Raw genomic sequence first — 16,056 nt, 5'->3', positions numbered from 1 at the left:
CAATGACCAATGACCAATGACCAATGACCAATGACCAATGACCAATGACCAATGACCAATGACCAATGACCAATGACCAATGACCAATGACCAATAACAAATGACAAAAATCTTACTCGTTGAAGATGATGAATTGTTTCGGCTTGGTCTGCGGATGCGGTTACAACAAGAAACCAGTTTGGAGATTGTCGCAGAAGCAGAAGATGGAGAACAAGCTGTAGAATTTGCAAATCGCTATCCCCTGGATTTGGTCTTGCTGGATATAGGTTTACCGGGGATTGGCGGGATTGAGGCTTGTCGCCAAATCAAGCAGAAGCATCCAACTTTACCAATTCTCGTTTTAACGTCTCGTTCTGAAAAACCCTTGATTTCGCGGTTAATTGCGGCTGGGGCACAAGGTTACTGTCTCAAAGGTATTCCTGCTGAGTCTCTAATCTTGGCAGTGCGATCGGTTGCAGCAGGGGCTTCTTGGTGGGATCAAACGGCAACAACAGAAATTAGAGCTGCTTTTGAGGGCAATTCTATGGCGGTGCAGCCCTCAAAAACTGAGGAATCCTCAGAAAATCCCCTAACGAAGCGGGAGCAAGAAATTTTGGCACTGGTAGCAGCTGGCAAAAGCAATCAAGAAATTGCTGAGATTCTCTACATTGCCCCTGGTACAGTGCGGGTTCATGTCCATGCTATTTTGCAGAAACTAGAAGTACGCGATCGCACTCAAGCCGCAGTCTTAGCTATCCAAAAAGGATTGGTAGCACCAGAACTATTAATCAATTAATAAAGGACGCGAGATTTTGTGTCTTTTTGCGTAACTGAAACTACTCTGAATATTGCTGTTAATGATTCAATTCAATATTCAATTTCCACTAATACCCCAACTTTGACTGAAGGTAATAGCGGCGGGTCAAAAGTGATAGAAAAGTTGAAGCTAACGAGACATTTGTTGTCAATCTCTATGGTGCAGCAAACTCCATCTTTCCTGATAGACAATGAGTTGCTACTATCAGGAATGATGACTTTTAGAGGAGCGAAATTTTGTGTCTCTACATAATATTTAATGGGTCTACATCTATTGTCAAGCTAACAGACGGTGGACAAAGCGATCGCACTTCTTCCCAATCAGGCAATTGTGGCAATGCATCGGGGTCAAATTTAATCAATATCTGCCAGCGATAACGATTAGCTACTCGTAAAATACTCGCTGGTGCTGGGCCCAATATCTCGAATTCTTCCTCTGTACTCAAAGCTGTGGCGATAATTTGGGCTGTATTTTGCACTTGAATGGGATCGAGACTACTTAAGCGCAACAAAATTAACCGCCCATATGGGGGATAATTTAGTGCTTGGCGTTGTTCTAATTCAGTTTGAGAGAAAGACTGATAATCGTGCGATCGCACTGCTTCAATTACCTGATGCTCTAAGGTGTAAGTTTGGACAATCACTTTACCCGGATCATCACCTCTACCAGCACGTCCGGCTACCTGAGTCAAGGTTTGAAATGCGCGTTCACTGGCGCGATAGTCTGATAGATGCAGCAATCCATCGGCAGCAACGACGCCCACAAGTGTCACCTGGGGTAAATCCAAACCTTTTGTGAGCATTTGCGTACCTACTAATAAATCTGCTTCACCGTTGGCAAACTGGGTGAGTAGGGTACGGTGTGAGCCTTTGTTGCGGGTGGTATCGCTATCAAAGCGAATCAAGCGCAACTCTGGGAATTGTCGCGCTAATTCTTGCGCCACTCGTTGAGTACCGCTACCAAAAAATTTCAGGTAAGGGGAACTGCAATCGGGGCAGAATTTGGGATGCGATCGCGCATAGTTACAATAATGACAGCGCAATAATTCCGGCGCTTTTTCTTCGGTGTGGTGATACGCTAACGACACGTCACAGTGCGGACATTCCAACACATATCCACAACTGCGACAAGATACAAAAGTACTGTGTCCGCGGCGATGGATAAATAAAATCCCCTGTTGTTTTCTCTCTTGTAACTGTTGCAAAGCTTCTTGCAGCGATCTACTAAATATAGAACGATTTCCCTGCTGCAACTCTTGTCGCATATCGACTATTTCCACTGGCGGTAGAGGGCGGGAATTGATGCGTTCGGGCAAACTTAAGTAATAACTCCTGTCTCCTAACTTCTGATTTAGGAGTGATGAATTAAGATTTCTTTCTTGTCCCCCCTCTCTGCTTGCGGAGAGGGGGCTAGGGGGTGAGGTTCCGACGCTTACCCAACTCTCCAACGAAGGCGTAGCGGAACCCAACACTAAGGGACAATTTTCTAACTCGGCTCGCCACTGGGCGACGGTGCGAGCGTGATAGGTGGGCATGGGGGAGTCTTGCTTAAAGCTGCTGTCGTGTTCTTCATCTAAAATAATTAAACTCAATTTTGGCAAAGGGGCGAAAACGGCGCTGCGAGTACCAATGACAACTTGGGGTTCTCCTGTGAGCATTTGTCGCCAAGTGTCGTAACGTTCACCGTCAGAGAGGGCGCTGTGATAGACGCTAACTTTATTACCAAAACGGGCACGAAAACGATCAGTTAGCTGGGGTGTGAGTCCAATTTCTGGGACTAAGACAAGGGCGGATTTGCCGACTTTGAGCAGGGGTGCGATCGCTTGCAAATATACTTCAGTTTTTCCCGAACCTGTCACCCCATGCAACAAAACTTGAGCAAATCTATCTAGTGTCTGGATTGTTTCTAAGGCGCTAGCTTGGGCAGCATTTAATGACTTTGGTTGATCTTTAGCTAATGCTGGGCCTTGTTCCCTTCGCAATACTTCCCGTTCTTCGATGACGATACAGCCCTTTTGTTCTAACCCTTTTAGGGTAGGGGTAGTTGTCTTACAAATCTGTAGGAACTCATTTAGCCACAACTCGCCACCACAATCCCGTAGCACTTTTAAAATTTCCCGTTGACGCTTATTTAAATCAATGTAAGATCCATCGGCAACTAACGTGACTACTGGTTTTGTCTGAGGTTGAGAATATCTAAGTAATTCCACATAACTTTCTGCCCAATTGCGTTCTAGTAATTGCTTCTTTCCATAGTCAAAATTTTGAATCTGGCGCTTGAGGAATTTGAAACTGTAGTCCCCATCAACTTGAGATTGCAGAATTTTGAGAATTTGACGTGCTGCCGTTGAACCAAGGAATTCTATTGCACCATTGGGAATGTTTTCTCGCTTGAGCCGAATGCGATGCTGCGATCGCCCCAATAATCCCGGCGGCAACGCCATACGTATCACCTGAATCATTTGTGTGTAATAATACTTTGATACCCGTTCCAGCAGAGTAAAGTAACTATCTCCGATGAAATCCCTCTGAATCACATCTTCTACTTCCCGGATTTTTTCTGGTGCTAAATCTGCTGGGGGTTTTGCCAATATACGAATAGCTACCCCTCCCACCTGTTGCGCCCCAAATGGCACACTCAAAATATCCCCTGGTTTTACTTCTAACTTGGCAGGTAATCGATACGGATACAGTTTCTCCCCTTTCTCTAATTTCATTGAGGCTCCTGGACAGTCTACCAATACCTCAACCCACCGATTCAACGTTGCACCTGACTGATATGATTCACTCGCTTGCGCCACCACTAAAGGAGATGAATTTATGTCATTAATATACATATCTGCTGACTTTATAATTAAATATTTTATTCACATAGCTGGTCAAAATCAACCTAGCTAACTAAACTATAATTTTTGGTTTTCTTAAATTTAAATGGTATTTCTCAATACTGTTATCCTTCATAATACTTGATAAGTTTCCTCTTATGTAATCTACTAGACAAATTCGTATCAACTATACATGCAATAAATATTTGGTGCCCACTATACAAATCAAAGCATGTCGGTTACTGCAACAGTTGCTCTATCTACTAAATAGGGAGTAGCCTTTTTCCGCCTATCGGTAGATATTCAACCCTTTCTGCATATGAGATGCTTTTATACAAGTAAGATCATCCCGAAATTAAACTGCGATTATTGTAATTTGTATGATGTAGGGAACTTTAAATCGGGAATGCATAACTCCAAGCACCAGGTTTTCGATTTATCCAGTGGCTGCTAACGCCTAAGACATTAAAAATATTTAGAAAAATATATGAAAGTTTAAGGAATTTGGATGGTTAGCTGAGATTTTTATATTTGTTAAGTTTGAGAAAGTTTGAGGGGGTTTGACATATTTGATAATTCAGAAAAAAATGAAGAATATATCTGTTGGGAGCCTGAGAAGAAAGTTTAGTTGGGTGCCAAGGTGAGTTTAGTTATAGGTTATATCTAACCGTAACCTATAGTTGGTAGATAGATACGGATTTTTCTTCCTGAAAATAAATTAGCATCAGCTTGTATTTTGCTATAGAAACGGGTGCATTCGTCCCTTAGGGAAAACTACCAAGCCTCAAACGAGTAGCTGTAACTAAATTATGTAGCAAACAAAGCAACAATCCCTAAAGGAAACTATGAATATTGTTGAATTGGGAAAAATGGAAATACTGGAGAATACTGCTGATAGCGAAGAACCATCACTCGATAGTTTAGATGCAGTGGCAGAGGAAGAGTCTCCAATTGTAGTAGAAAATCTGGAATCAGACGAACGGGATGGAGACGAGATGGCGGCGGCTCGTCCTTCGGGATACAATAAAACCGAACATGATGATGCTGTAGGCGCGTTTTTTAAAGAAATGGCGCGTTATCCGCTGCTAAAAGCTGATGAAGAGGTAGAGTTAGCGCGGCGAGTCAGGTTTCTAGAGGAAGTTAGGGAATTACAAGCTGCCTTACACTTAAAACTGGAACATGAACCTAGCAAGCTAGAAGTGGCTTCCGAGCTAGAAATGACGGAAAAGCAATTAGAAAGTCGCTTGTATCAAGGTAGAGTAGCGAAACGCAAAATGATTCGCTCGAACCTGAGATTAGTAGTTTCTATTGCCAAGCGATATCTAAATCGGGGAGTGCCTTTTCTGGATTTAATTCAGGAAGGAGCAATGGGTTTAAATCGCGCTACAGAAAAGTTTGATCCAGATAAAGGATATAAGTTTTCTACTTACGCCTATTGGTGGATTAGACAAGCGATTACCAGGGCTATAGCTAATGATGCGCGGACAATCCGGCTACCTATTCATATTGTAGAAAAGCTTAACAAGCTGAAAAAAGCCCAACGGGAACTCAAACAAAAACTCTGCCGTAATCCCACCGAAGGTGAAATGGCAGAAACTTTGGAAATTAGTGTGCAACAACTGCGCCAACTACAACAGCTACGGCGTCAAGCACTTTCTCTCAACCACCGCGTCGGTAAAGAAGAAGACACGGAATTGATGGATTTGCTAGAAGATGAAGATAACCTGTCTCCAGAAGCAAAAATGAATGAAAACATGATGCGTCAGGAGATTTGGGAAGTCTTGGGTGACGTGTTAACTCCACGAGAGAAAGATGTGATTTCTCTGCGTTATGGTTTGACAACTAGTGAACCCTGTACCTTAGAAGAAGTTGGCAACATGTTCAATCTTTCTCGTGAGCGAGTGCGACAAATTCAAAGCAAAGCCATGCGGAAATTGCGGCGTCCGCACATAGCCAAACGTTTAAAAGGTTGGTTGATTTAATTACATTGATCAAGATAGAGATGCAATACTAAACCTAATTAGCTTCATTAACGAACATGGATCAAATAAAGTGCAAAACTTTAAATTTCGTAGGGGAGCCAGTGCGTTGCTTTAGTTACCAAAGTTGTAGCAACTGGCGTAGCGTAACGCACTTTCCTAGATTTTAGGTGCGTTAGGACGAATGTCCGTAACACACCCTACAAAACTTGCTCTTTATTAAATCCACATTCCTAACGAATTTAGAGAGCTTGTATCTGTATATTTCTTGAGTTTCACCTACTGCAAGTTGCAAAAAGTGGGCGTTTTGTACCTTCTTTCGGCTTGCGTTTAGTCATTAATCAAAAAAACTTGCACAGTTGCCTATAGACTATGGACTATGAACTATGGACTATAGACTAATGACTTCGCCTAGCAATTTGATTGTGCGTTTTGCCCAACCAGCTGATTACAGCATATTGTTTAAATTAATTCAGGGGCTTGCAGAGTATGAAAAATTATCTCACGCTATTACTGGCAATGCTCTGTCACTTAAGGAGCATTTATTTGGTTCACGGAGGTATATAGAGGCAATCTTAGCTGAATCTGCGGGTCAAGCTGTTGGTTTTGCCCTATTTTTTCATAATTATTCAACATTTCTAACTAAGCCAGGAATTTATCTGGAAGATTTATTTGTTTTACCAGAATATCGCAGGCAAGGTATTGGTAAGGCTATCCTGACTAAAGTAGCCCAGATAGCTGTAGAACGTGATTGTGGGCGGTTAGAGTGGAGTGTGTTGGATTGGAACGAATCAGCCCAAGCATTCTACCGTAGTATGGGAGCATCTATATTAGATGATTGGCGAATTTGTCGCGTCACAGAAGATGCGCTTATTCAGTTAGGATCTGTCAGCTAAATAACAAAGGATGAAGTATAAAGGATGAAATAAGACAATTTTTATCTTTAATATTTCATCCTTAAATTATTATCATTTGTTGGTTATAAAGTATTCAATCCGACATAAATTTTATTTTAATCATCAGTGTAGATGCATGAACCTATCCCACTATTCTAAAAATCCCTACTTCTTTTCGTAAAATGTGCTTGAAAACCTTGATTTTTCGTTTTCAGTTCTCAATAAGCTTAAGCTTTGTAGCACAAATATTATTAGTGGGATAGGTTCATACTGCTGCAAAGAAGCAAGCTACATGTAGCGTCTCGACATTGCTCCGTACTCACAACTCTAAATCTCCAAATCTGAACATTCAAAATTCAAAAAAGTTTAGGGTTAAGTTTGACAGCTTGTCATTTGACTATGGCAGCGGCTCAACTGACAATTATGGAGGATATTGCACCGAATAAGCCGTTCAGAGAGAACACGAAATGAAAAAAATTATTACAGTAATGCTGTTAGGCATAGCAATCTTCACCTTTGCCTTCAGTAGTACAGTATTGGCAGCAGATGTTGTTAGTGGAGCTAAAGTATTTAGTGCCAATTGTGCCTCTTGTCACGCGGGAGGTAAGAATCTCGTTCAAGCGCAAAAAAACCTGAACAAAGATGCTTTGGAAAAGTATGGTTTGTACTCAGCAGAGGCGATTATTGCCCAAGTTACAAAAGGTAAAAATGCCATGCCTGCTTTCGGCAAACGTTTGAAACCTAACCAAATTGAAGATGTAGCAGATTATGTGCTTTCACAAGCAGATAAGGACTGGAAGTAGACTAAAATCTCACTTCAAGAATTAACAATTTGCGGGGCTTTTTGTCCCGCTAATTTTAAGGTTGCCGAAATTAAACTCTAGATTTACTCAAGAGTCTGCGACAAAAAATTTCATTTGCAACTGAAATCGCTCTTTTCTAACACTGTCAGGGCTATGCAGGGTATCCACCAGCTTGAAAAATCTGTTCTGCGGTTAAATTTAATTCTGGTAAAGTAGGTGAGATAATGCGATCGCTACCTCGAAACTGGCTAACTTGGTATTCTCCCTCAATTAAAGTGTAGAGCGAGACAGTTGGTTGTTTGGGGTTGCCAATAAATCGCCTACCGCCTAAAGCAGCATAGTCTACAATCCAGTATTCTGGTATGCCTACAGCTTCATAGTCAGCAGCTTTTTTTAAATAATCATCACGCCAATTGCTACTCACTACCTCAACTACTAAGGGTATTGATTCCGCAAGGTTGACAGTAGATTCTTTTTTCCACAGAGGTTCATTTACCAAATTAGGGCGATTTAATATCAGCACATCTGGTGAGTAAGCCGATTCATTTTCAGGCGGTTTCACTAATGCTGTTTTAGGTATGAAGTAGGGAAGATTTAAACGAATACACTCTCTAGTAATTTCAAAGGCTAAAAATCCAACTACCTCTTCATGCTCGCCTGTTGGTTGGGACATTTCGACTATTACTCCATCATGCAATTCATAACGTTTTCCTGTATTGTCAGGATATTTAGCAACGAATTCACCGAATGTAACTAGTTTGCGTAAGGTTTGAATCATAAATTATTGCCTTATATTCTGTCTGTGAAGCGTCCAGTTTTCTCAATGCTAACGTAATTGTAATTTATACATATAGCGCTTCTCAGTTGATCTCAATACAAACCTAACAAGAACAGCCCCTTCCCTGCAAGGGAAGGGGAGTAAGCTTCAAAGCCTCTCTCCTTTTAGGAGAGAGGTTATAGATCATATTACCAGTAGAACCGAGATCACACTTCAATTAGTTCATCTCGGCTAAACTCAATATTTATACTTAAGTATAACAAATGCTCACATAGGAACTTAAATTATCATAATGAAAAGAGCAGATCGCAGAGATTCTAATGATATCAACAATGTTAATAATCCTCGCGCACGGCAGAAGGAACCAACTCCTCCTCGTGAGCTTCAACAGCTATTGATGACTGTTCGTGCCCAACGCGATGAAGCACAACAACGTGCGAAAGAAAATGAAGAAGCTGCATCCCAACTAGTTCATGTTCAGCAAGATATTCAAACTTACCAAATCGAGGCTAATGAACTAAAAGAGCGTATTACTCAAAATTATCGCTTCTATGTTGATGAGCAAGAAAATCATCAAAAGACGCTCTACCTTTACAACGAAGAAAAAGCGAAAATATCGCAGTTAGTTCATGTTCACCAGCGAGAGATCCAAACTTGCCAACTCGAAGCTAATGAGTTAAAAGAGCGAGTCACTCAAAATTATCAGTTCTTTGTTGATGAACAACAAAGTCATCAACAAACGCTCTATCTCTACAACGGAGAAAAAGCGAGAGCGACTGAATTGCTTACCAAGTATGAGGCAGTAAACTCTGAACGAGAAATGTATTTGACTTTATACAATGAGGCTAAAGCTGAACTCAAGCATGAGCGACGTTCCAAAGCTGGTATTAAGGGATGGGAAACTCGCCGTAAAGCCGAGAATGAACGACTAAAACGAGAAATTGCCCAGATGGTTGTGCTACTGCGTGAATCCTTAGAAAGTAAGGATGAAGCAGTAAACAGTCTTTACGTTGTAGCAGAACGTATGGATCGGATTCAATCTCTAGTTGATTCGGTGGAAGAAGAAACAACTAACAATCCTATAGGTTTGGTACAAAAGTTTAAACGTATCTGGCTGGCAATTAAAGATATACTTTCTGAATAAATAACCATCCTCATGAGCAAAAAATCACTCCCAACCACGCGAAAACAAGGTAAAGCAAGGCTGGGAGATCAAATTCGCAATATTGCTGATCGCCTTAAACAAGAAACTGATGTACAGATAAAAGCAACTTCTCGGATTTTAGGGGCTGCTGCTCAAATTGCCGAAAATCATGACCGACTTATTAGTGAAGTAGTTGATATGGTTGAGTCAGACCTTAATGTAGACAAACAGGTATCTCAAAAGCATATTTATACTGTTGATATTCTGAAGCAACAGTTTAAAACATTACGGGATGCAAAGGCTCACTTTAACCTGAAAGTTAATAGTTGGGAATCACTAGTTAATAAATTAAATGTTGAATCTTCCCAAATAACCATTATACAGAATAAACCTCAATTAAATCAGAGTTTAATAGACATTAATGTAATAAATGGTGAAGATAGTTTCAATAAGGTTGAAAAATCCACAGTTTTTTTAGAACCTGATGTTGCAGAAATGTTTCCCAATTCGGAAGCAGTAAATGAAGGTCTGCGTTTTCTAATTAGAGTTACGAGTAAAAATCGTTGAAGCATTTTAGCAACCTTAGAAAAATCTCTTTTTTCTATAAAATTGAGTATCTTTTTCTCCTCGTACTCCTAACTAATAAGGCGTAACACCATCAAAGAGCGATCTGTGACTGCCACACTTTGAGAGCCTGAAACTAATTTTCCTCGATGTAGGAAGCGAGGTTCATTAGTGTCAATTACTATCTCCCATACCTTTTCTTTAAAGTCATTGGGTAAAGCAAACTCAATTAACTCGTAGTGAGCGTTAAAAAATATCAGAAAACTTTCATCAATAATCCGCTCACCACGATCCCCTGGAGTACCAATTCCTTGTCCATTCAATAAAATCTCCATTACTTTGGCATAACTAACTAGCCACTGCTTCTCAGTCATTCCACTACCATCAGCATTAAACCAAGCAATATCATCAATGCCTAAACCGTGAATGGGGCGACCTTGAAACCACTTACGCCGTCGAAATACTGGATGCTGATGGCGAAAATTAATTAGTTCACGTGTAAAGTCTAATAAATCCGCATTCGCTTTTTGCAAATCCCAATGACGCCAGGAAATCTCATTGTCTTGGCAGTAGGCATTATTATTACCCTTTTGACTACTGCCAATTTCATCTCCCTCTACTAGCATTGGTACACCTTGAGATAGCATTAGGGTTGCTAAAAAGTTTCGTCGTTGCCGTTGGCGCAAACACATTACTTCTGTATCGTCGGTTTCGCCTTCTTCACCACAATTCCACGATCTATTATGGCTTTCACCATCTCTACTGTCTTCCCCGTTTGCCTCGTTATGCTTTTCGTTGTAGCTGACCAAATCATTTAATGTGAAACCATCATGAGCAGTCACTAAATTAATACTTGCATTTGGGTTGCGCCCGTTTGTTTGATACAGGTCAGGGCTACCGGTAAAACAGTAAGCAAATTGTCCTAAACTATCATCTACACCACGCCAAAAATCTCGTACTGTATCCCGATATCTACCATTCCACTCAGACCAACCCAGTGGAAAGTTCCCGACTTGATAACCTCCTTCTCCTAAATCCCAAGGTTCAGCAATTAACTTCACATCTGCCAGGATTGGGTCTTGATGAATAATGTCAAAGAAAGCTGATAGGTTATCTACCTCATATAATTCCCGTGCCAGCGCCGAGGCCAGATCAAATCGGAAGCCATCTACATGCATTTCTGTAACCCAATAGCGCAGGCTATCCATAATTAACTTCAGAACTTGAGCATGACGCACATTCAGAGAGTTACCGCAGCCTGTAAAGTCCATGTAGTGGCGAGGATCATCCTTTATCAAGCGGTAATATACAGAATTATCAATACCTCGCAAAGATAGCGTTGGCCCGAAATGATTTCCTTCGCCAGTGTGGTTGTAGACCACATCTAAGATCACTTCAATTCCTGCAAAATGTAGTGCCTTGACCATTTGCTTGAATTCGGTGACTTGTTGGCCCACAGTCCCACTAGCACTGTAACTAGAGTAGGGGGCAAAATAGTTGATGGAATCGTAGCCCCAGTAATTGCTTAATTCTTTTTGTACTAAATGTCCCGGACGAGATAGAAAATGATGTACTGGCATCAACTCAACTGCTGTAATTCCTAATTGCTGTAAGTGTTGAATTGCAGCAGGATGCGCCAACCCAGCATAAGTTCCACGCAACTTTTCTGGAATAGCTGGATGTAGCTTAGTAAAACCTTTGACGTGAGTTTCATAAATAACAGTTGTATGCCAAGGTGTACCAAGCAGTTTATCATCTTCCCAATCAAAGGATTGATCTACCACAACACACTTTGGCATTATTTTGGCATCATCTAGTTCACAAAAAACTAAGTCTTTTTCCTCAGCATCTAGAGAGTAACCAAAGGCAGATGGATCATTACTAAACTCACCATCAATTGCCTTGGCGTAGGGGTCAATCAATAGTTTGTTCGGATTAAATCGATGACCTGCCTCTGGTGCCCACATCCCATGCACTCTAAATCCATACTTTTGACCTGGGCCCACTCCTGGTAAGTAACCATGCCAAACAAAATTGTTTTTTTCTGTCAAAGGCAAGCGAATTTCGTCACCATCATCATCAAATAAACAAAGCTCTACCCCTGTTGCATTTTCCGAAAATAAAGCAAAGTTCGTCCCTTTACCATCCCAAGTTGCACCTAAAGGATATACCTTCCCTGGCCATAAAGCTACATACATAATTAAATTTTCTGCAATTAGTTTTTCAGCAAATAATTAGTTTTTGATTTTTTTTGAAGAATTAATAAATAGTTATAAATTAAAATTATTAAAAATTTATTACAATTTACAATATTTTAATTTAACTTAGAAAATCATATTATTTGCTCTATCAGTAGTACTAGAAATCTCTATTCCTTAAGTTAGAAAATTCTCGGTTTTCTTACTCCCCATGCTTGCCCCAATTCATCCGACTATTTTGCAACGCCATTCATTTATAGCGCTTTTCATTTGTTTGCAATACACTTTGACCTCTCTCCTAAAAAGAGAGAGGCTTTGAATTTACTCCCCTTCCCTACAAGGAAAGCAGGGTGGTTTCATACAAGCAGAGAAAAAACTAAAACTGGGTTTAAAAGCCTCTCGACCTTTCGGGGAGAGGAATGGAAGCGGGGTAAAAAGCTATGTCACAAAACGAGAATCAAGACTTATGTATTTTTCTTTCTTCGTACCACCCTGCCCTTCCCTACAAGGAAAGGGGCTGTTCTTATTAGGTCTGTATTGGACTCAACCCTGAAGCACTATATATGCGGCCGCTCTGGTGTTTAACCGATAGTGAATTGCTCAACAGTCTTATCTGAACTGTGGAAATATGACAGCGTGTCTTTTGACATGATTTTACTATTACAGTCACAATGCTACGTAGTGATTGTTTTTACATAGTGTGAAAGAGAACGTGAAAAAGGATTTTTTGTTGCTAAAAGTTGCTTTACCGAGTTTACTAATAGCGTTTCCTGGCTTTGCTGCTGAGAGTGAAATTAAGCAGAGAAATACTGATAAATCAACCGAAGTCATTTCAGATATTCCGAGTTTGAGTGAAATCGAGCTACCCGCCACTAATGCCGAATTATTAACTCAACAATCTGCTCCGAGTGAAGTTAATCCAGAAACAGAGCAAACTCCGAGCGATGATCCAGACATTTCCATAGAAGCGATCGGAGAAAAAGATAACCTACCTCAATCTACTCCAACTTACGTAATTGATAAAGAAGAAATTCAAAAGCAAGGTGCTACAAGTTTAGCCGATATTTTGAAAAGAATGCCTGGTTTTGCAATCAATGATGTAGGTCATGGTGCAGATACTCACACAGGTACATACTACCGGGGAGCCTCAATTAATCAGTCTGTATTTCTGATTAATGGTAGACCAATTAACAATAATGTCAATATATATCATGGTGGAACTGACTTAAATAGTATTCCTGTAGAGGCTATTGAACGAGTGGAATTATACAGCGGCACAGCCTCCGCTTTGTATGGTTCATCAGCTTTTGGGGGAGTTGTGAATATCATCACCAAGGAAGGTTGTGGCAAACCTAAATTGAGTGGTAGTGCAGAATTTGGCTCATTGAGTTTAAACAATCAACAAGTAACCTATGGGGGTTCATCTAATAATGTCAAGTACAACTTCAGCTTTGAAAGATTCTTTACAGATAACCGTTACCGCGTCCCTGTAGGTGCAGCAAATCGTGATGAGCAGGGGTTTTTATCGAATGCAGACACAGCTACAAGTACTTATTATGGTAGTATTGGAGTAGATTTAGATCAGAAAAATTCATTGAATTTAGATGTTACTAAACTCAGCAGTCGTCGCGGCTTAATTTATTTTGGTTTTCCTCTCCAAAGAGATAGATTAGACCACGATGGTTTAAACGTTGGCTTATCTTGGAAAACTCGGCTAGGTAATGGGGAAAGCTCTAATCTTACAACCTCAATTGGTTATAACCAAGATTATTTCAGCACCTATGGCCCTACAGGAGCATTTTACCGTACAGGAGCTTTAGATACACAACAACTCACAGCCAGGGTGGATCATGAGTGGAAAGTTACTTCTAATAATAAATTGCGCTGGGGATTAGATTTGAAAAACACCGACTTAACTGGTGATGTTTTGAGTACAAATCCTAGTAGTATTGCCAAGAATGAAACTGAAGATCGGAGTTTGTTGAATACAGCTTTATTTGCTGTCAATACTTGGAATATTGGCGAGAATTTTCTGATAGATTTAGGGCTAAGGCAGAGCTTTGACAGCCAATTTGGTAATTATCTCAATCCTAGTGTTGGGTTACGTTATGCCGTCACACCAATAGTTGCAGTGCGTGGAAGTTGGGCAGGGGGACAACGCAATCCTGGGTTAGATCAGTTGTATGTTTATGATACAGTTCATGGTTGGGAACCTAATCCTGATTTAAGACCGGAAACTGGCTCGACTTGGAGTGCGGGAGTGGATGTAAATTTTTCTGAGAATTTGATTGGACAGTTTACTTACTTTGGTAGTAGTATAGGCGATCGCTTGGGAGTCATCGATGGAAAATGGGCAAACATTGGACTAGTAGATACCAATGGTTTAGAGGCAGCTTTGCAATTAAAAATTGCGGCTAGCTGGTCAACTTTCCTCAACTATACTTATACAGATTCCCAAATAAAAACAGGTTCAGAGAAAGGTTTACAGTTAGGTTTGATTCCCTACTCTCTACTTCAAACTGGCGTAGGTTATCAAAATTCAGGATGGCAGGCTAACTTGTATGTTACTTACAATAGTGGCGCTCGTAGAGCCTTCTTTACAAACCCTGGTGACAAGACTACAGATTTTGCTCCATCTTTTGTGAATTTAGATTTGAGCGGTCGTATACCTTTAACTAGCAATTTAGGACTGACAGTTTATTTAGAGAATTTACTCGGTGAGCAATATGAGCGAGTTAATCGCATCTATAGCCCTGGATTTACTTTTCGTGTGGGTTTAAGCGCCAATTTTTAGGTATTAAATATAGAGATTTTGTCCTTGCAAAGTCTCTAAATTATTGGGATAAATAGGATTATTTGAAATTCTTTAAAGAGTTTTTTGGTAAAGACGACACACCGCCATCCAATATGGTGCGTTAGGCTAAAGCCGTAACGCACGCTACTTATACCAATTTTTTGTGAAACTGAACAAAATCAGGCTTGGTGAAACAAGGGGCTTGAGTAACTGGTTCTATGCAACCTCAGAGGTAATCGGTATTAAGATTTACTTTTAATCTAAAATCCAAAATTGCTATGAGAGCCAGAATTGAAAACAAAATACTTTTTATCCACCACGAAGATTTGCCAGAGTTTAAAAAGGGTGGTTCGGTGGTGAGAAACTCTTATTTCTGGGCGCTACGTTCAATTGCTGGTCAAGCTTCCCGTTATCGTGATTGGGAATACGAACCGGAGGTTTGGCTAGCGCTTTCCCGAATGCTTTTGTCGTTTGCTGAATCTGGGTATTTGGGTCTTAGAGAAACTTTGCTGGAGTTTCCTTTTTCTCAAGGGGAAATTCCTAATGTGCTGCGAGATGTGTCCACTTTTGAGTAGGGATGCTGCGAGTAAGGGAGGCGGAGCCTCAGGCATTCCCAGTCGGAGACTGGGAACGAGGTAATCTCTCAAAGCTTTCTTGCTTACTACAAACCTTTAATGATGTGGTTCAAATACATGAAAAATGCTGTAATTAATATTACATGACCAAAATAATGCTTGCACTCATTGGGCACTCAGATGAGGTTCAATCCGTCACGATTAGCCATCATCATAAACCCTAGTTAACAGTAGTCCTGAAGCAAGGGTAGTTGTGAGAAAACAATTAAGATGCAGCAGTTAGTGTAAAAGAACAACGTGAAAATAGCGATTATTACTAAAACATTAATTACATCCATAGGTTTGTTAGCTTTATTTGCCCCAAGTCAAGCATCGGCTCAATTGATACCGCAACCTTGGGTTTCAGTGGGTGGAAAAGATGGTGATATAACTTATGCTGTAGGAGCTAGGGCTTTCAATTTTGGGGTTGAGCTAGGAACTGGCCCGGATGGTGCTACGGGAGTAGATGTTTTGAAATTTATCAGTTTGCCCGTCATTTCACCCTATGTAGGAGTTGGACTTTATTCAGAGGATAAAGGTGTTGCAGTTTCAGGTGGCGTTCAGGTAGGTGCTACTAATAACGTTTTTGTCGGTGCTGGTTACAATTATATTCGTGGCTTTAACGGGCAACTAGGAATAAGATTTTAACGATTGATTCCGAATTAG

General features: G+C 40.6%; 12 protein-coding genes. 9 read left to right on the top strand and 3 right to left on the bottom strand.

From position 1 onward, the window contains the following. Window positions 1–100 precede the first annotated feature (100 nt). Complete coding sequence (locus V7K85_RS08490) at window positions 101–775, top strand: response regulator transcription factor (protein ID WP_334812680.1); 675 nt, start codon at window positions 101–103, stop codon at window positions 773–775. 265 nt (window positions 776–1,040) lie between these two features. Here the strand turns inward: V7K85_RS08490 and priA are convergent, their stop codons facing one another. Then, a complete protein-coding gene (priA, locus tag V7K85_RS08485) occupies window positions 1,041–3,632 on the bottom strand; it encodes a primosomal protein N' (protein WP_334812678.1) in 2,592 nt (863 codons plus the stop codon). 833 nt (window positions 3,633–4,465) lie between these two features. On the opposite strand from priA, the gene V7K85_RS08480 reads away from it, so the two are divergent. From V7K85_RS08480 to petJ, 3 genes are all read left to right on the top strand, one after another. Next, window positions 4,466–5,602 (top strand): RpoD/SigA family RNA polymerase sigma factor, encoded by a 1,137-nt coding sequence (locus V7K85_RS08480; protein WP_334812676.1) that lies wholly within the window; start codon window positions 4,466–4,468, stop codon window positions 5,600–5,602. A 398-nt stretch (window positions 5,603–6,000) separates the two neighbouring features. After that, on the top strand, window positions 6,001–6,495 hold the full coding sequence (locus V7K85_RS08475; RefSeq protein WP_334812674.1) for a GNAT family N-acetyltransferase: 495 nt from the start codon (window positions 6,001–6,003) through the stop codon (window positions 6,493–6,495). Window positions 6,496–6,962: 467 nt separating this feature from the next. After that, the gene (gene petJ, locus V7K85_RS08470) at window positions 6,963–7,298 is read left to right on the top strand and encodes a cytochrome c6 PetJ (RefSeq protein WP_334812672.1); all 336 of its coding nucleotides are present in this window, start codon (window positions 6,963–6,965) and stop codon (window positions 7,296–7,298) included. A 151-nt stretch (window positions 7,299–7,449) separates the two neighbouring features. On the opposite strand, the gene V7K85_RS08465 is transcribed toward petJ, so the two are convergent. Continuing rightward, window positions 7,450–8,076, bottom strand: coding sequence for a Uma2 family endonuclease (locus V7K85_RS08465; protein WP_334812670.1), 627 nt, complete (start codon window positions 8,074–8,076; stop codon window positions 7,450–7,452). Window positions 8,077–8,362: 286 nt separating this feature from the next. On the opposite strand from V7K85_RS08465, the gene V7K85_RS08460 reads away from it, so the two are divergent. Both V7K85_RS08460 and V7K85_RS08455 read left to right on the top strand, forming a co-directional pair. Continuing rightward, window positions 8,363–9,220 carry a hypothetical protein gene (locus V7K85_RS08460; protein ID WP_442940557.1) on the top strand — a complete coding sequence of 286 codons (858 nt, stop codon included), beginning with the start codon at window positions 8,363–8,365 and terminating at the stop codon, window positions 9,218–9,220. 12 nt (window positions 9,221–9,232) lie between these two features. Further along, window positions 9,233–9,787 (top strand): hypothetical protein, encoded by a 555-nt coding sequence (locus tag V7K85_RS08455; protein WP_334812666.1) that lies wholly within the window; start codon window positions 9,233–9,235, stop codon window positions 9,785–9,787. Between the two features lie 68 nt (window positions 9,788–9,855). Here V7K85_RS08455 and glgX read toward each other — a convergent pair whose 3' ends face one another. Further along, window positions 9,856–11,982 (bottom strand): glycogen debranching protein GlgX, encoded by a 2,127-nt coding sequence (gene glgX, locus V7K85_RS08450; protein ID WP_334812664.1) that lies wholly within the window; start codon window positions 11,980–11,982, stop codon window positions 9,856–9,858. 712 nt (window positions 11,983–12,694) lie between these two features. On the opposite strand from glgX, the gene V7K85_RS08445 reads away from it, so the two are divergent. The 3 genes from V7K85_RS08445 (at window position 12,695) to V7K85_RS08435 (ending at window position 16,038) form a co-directional block, all read left to right on the top strand. Continuing rightward, complete coding sequence (locus V7K85_RS08445; RefSeq protein WP_334812662.1) at window positions 12,695–14,776, top strand: TonB-dependent receptor plug domain-containing protein; 2,082 nt, start codon at window positions 12,695–12,697, stop codon at window positions 14,774–14,776. Between the two features lie 278 nt (window positions 14,777–15,054). Further along, a complete protein-coding gene (locus V7K85_RS08440) occupies window positions 15,055–15,351 on the top strand; it encodes a hypothetical protein (RefSeq protein WP_292771956.1) in 297 nt (98 codons plus the stop codon). A gap of 297 nt (window positions 15,352–15,648) precedes the next feature. Further along, window positions 15,649–16,038, top strand: a complete 390-nt coding sequence (locus tag V7K85_RS08435; RefSeq protein WP_334812660.1) for a hypothetical protein — start codon at window positions 15,649–15,651, stop codon at window positions 16,036–16,038. Window positions 16,039–16,056: the final 18 nt, after the last annotated feature.

The sequence above is a fragment of the Nostoc sp. genome, from assembly GCF_036917615.1.
Taxonomy (GTDB): Bacteria; Cyanobacteriota; Cyanobacteriia; order Cyanobacteriales; family Nostocaceae; genus Nostoc.
The sequence above is the reverse complement of the archived record's forward strand: the minus strand, read 5'-3'. Positions and strand labels throughout refer to the sequence as shown.

Bases quoted from the DNA above. Each gene is read 5' to 3' on its own strand.
- V7K85_RS08490 (WP_334812680.1), top strand. From the start codon at position 101: ATGACAAAAATCTTACTCGTTGAAGATGATGAATTGTTTCGGCTTGGT.
- priA (WP_334812678.1), bottom strand. From the start codon at position 3,632: ATGTATATTAATGACATAAATTCATCTCCTTTAGTGGTGGCGCAAGCG.
- V7K85_RS08480 (WP_334812676.1), top strand. From the start codon at position 4,466: ATGAATATTGTTGAATTGGGAAAAATGGAAATACTGGAGAATACTGCT.
- V7K85_RS08475 (WP_334812674.1), top strand. From the start codon at position 6,001: ATGACTTCGCCTAGCAATTTGATTGTGCGTTTTGCCCAACCAGCTGAT.
- petJ (WP_334812672.1), top strand. From the start codon at position 6,963: ATGAAAAAAATTATTACAGTAATGCTGTTAGGCATAGCAATCTTCACC.
- V7K85_RS08465 (WP_334812670.1), bottom strand. From the start codon at position 8,076: ATGATTCAAACCTTACGCAAACTAGTTACATTCGGTGAATTCGTTGCT.
- V7K85_RS08455 (WP_334812666.1), top strand. From the start codon at position 9,233: ATGAGCAAAAAATCACTCCCAACCACGCGAAAACAAGGTAAAGCAAGG.
- glgX (WP_334812664.1), bottom strand. From the start codon at position 11,982: ATGTATGTAGCTTTATGGCCAGGGAAGGTATATCCTTTAGGTGCAACT.
- V7K85_RS08440 (WP_292771956.1), top strand. From the start codon at position 15,055: ATGAGAGCCAGAATTGAAAACAAAATACTTTTTATCCACCACGAAGAT.